This window comes from Rubritalea tangerina, assembly GCF_042683245.1.
Taxonomy (GTDB): domain Bacteria; phylum Verrucomicrobiota; class Verrucomicrobiia; order Verrucomicrobiales; family Akkermansiaceae; genus Rubritalea; species Rubritalea tangerina.
Genome location: NZ_JBHUJB010000052.1, coordinates 1 through 766 on the forward strand (window position 1 = coordinate 1; position 766 = coordinate 766).

The 766-nt window shown below is 41.4% G+C and carries 1 protein-coding gene; it reads right to left on the bottom strand.

The features are described from left to right. Positions 1-13: 13 nt before the first annotated feature. A partial coding sequence (locus tag ACFSW8_RS12945) for an RHS repeat domain-containing protein (RefSeq protein WP_377178436.1) occupies positions 14-766 on the bottom strand: 753 nt, incomplete at its 5' end.

A 766-nucleotide genomic window follows, 5' to 3' on the forward strand; every position in this document is an offset into this window, starting at 1 on the left:
CATGTGTACGCAGTCAGTGACGACTCAGGAGACATCCTCGAACACTATCGCTATAATGCCTTTGGGTCGCGTCCTCCAAAACGGAAGCAATCTCTTCTGCGGTAGGAGGATCGTATGGATCAATGCCTTCTCCATCATTAAAGGTAGCAACAAAACCAGCGCTGAAGTCGAAATTATCATTTTCACAACAACGCGAACAATCACACTCTACATCATCTACTGAGAGAAAATATGTTCTATGCATTGCATTTAAGCCACCTCCAACATTAGCCCAATTTTTCGCTAATAATTCTACGAGGTCATCAGAAAACCCAGGAAGAATATCTACAACATCACCCCACCCTAGATATATAGAATATTTCTCATTGTCAGGATTATTTAGTGTTAAATAATAGTTTACCTCAACATTTTCGAAATATCCAAAGTCAAGGCGACCCTTACACTCACCTCCCCAAAAAAACAGCCCTAGCATGTCAAACCTAGAAATTGAACCATTCCCAACAAACCCATACAAGTTAATCCCACCTCGCTCCTCAATCGGATCTCTGGATAGCCATCTACCTAATGTTGGGTTATAATGTCTATATTTGTAATAATGAAGCTTGGTATCGCTGTCATAACGACGACTATTCCAAGTCACTTTGTTATCGATAGCACTCGTTGCTAATTCGTTACCTGAGGTGTTATAAATCTCGACTTCTCCAAAGGCATTATAGCGATAGTGTTCGAGGATGTCTCCTGAGTCGTCACTGACTGCGTACACATG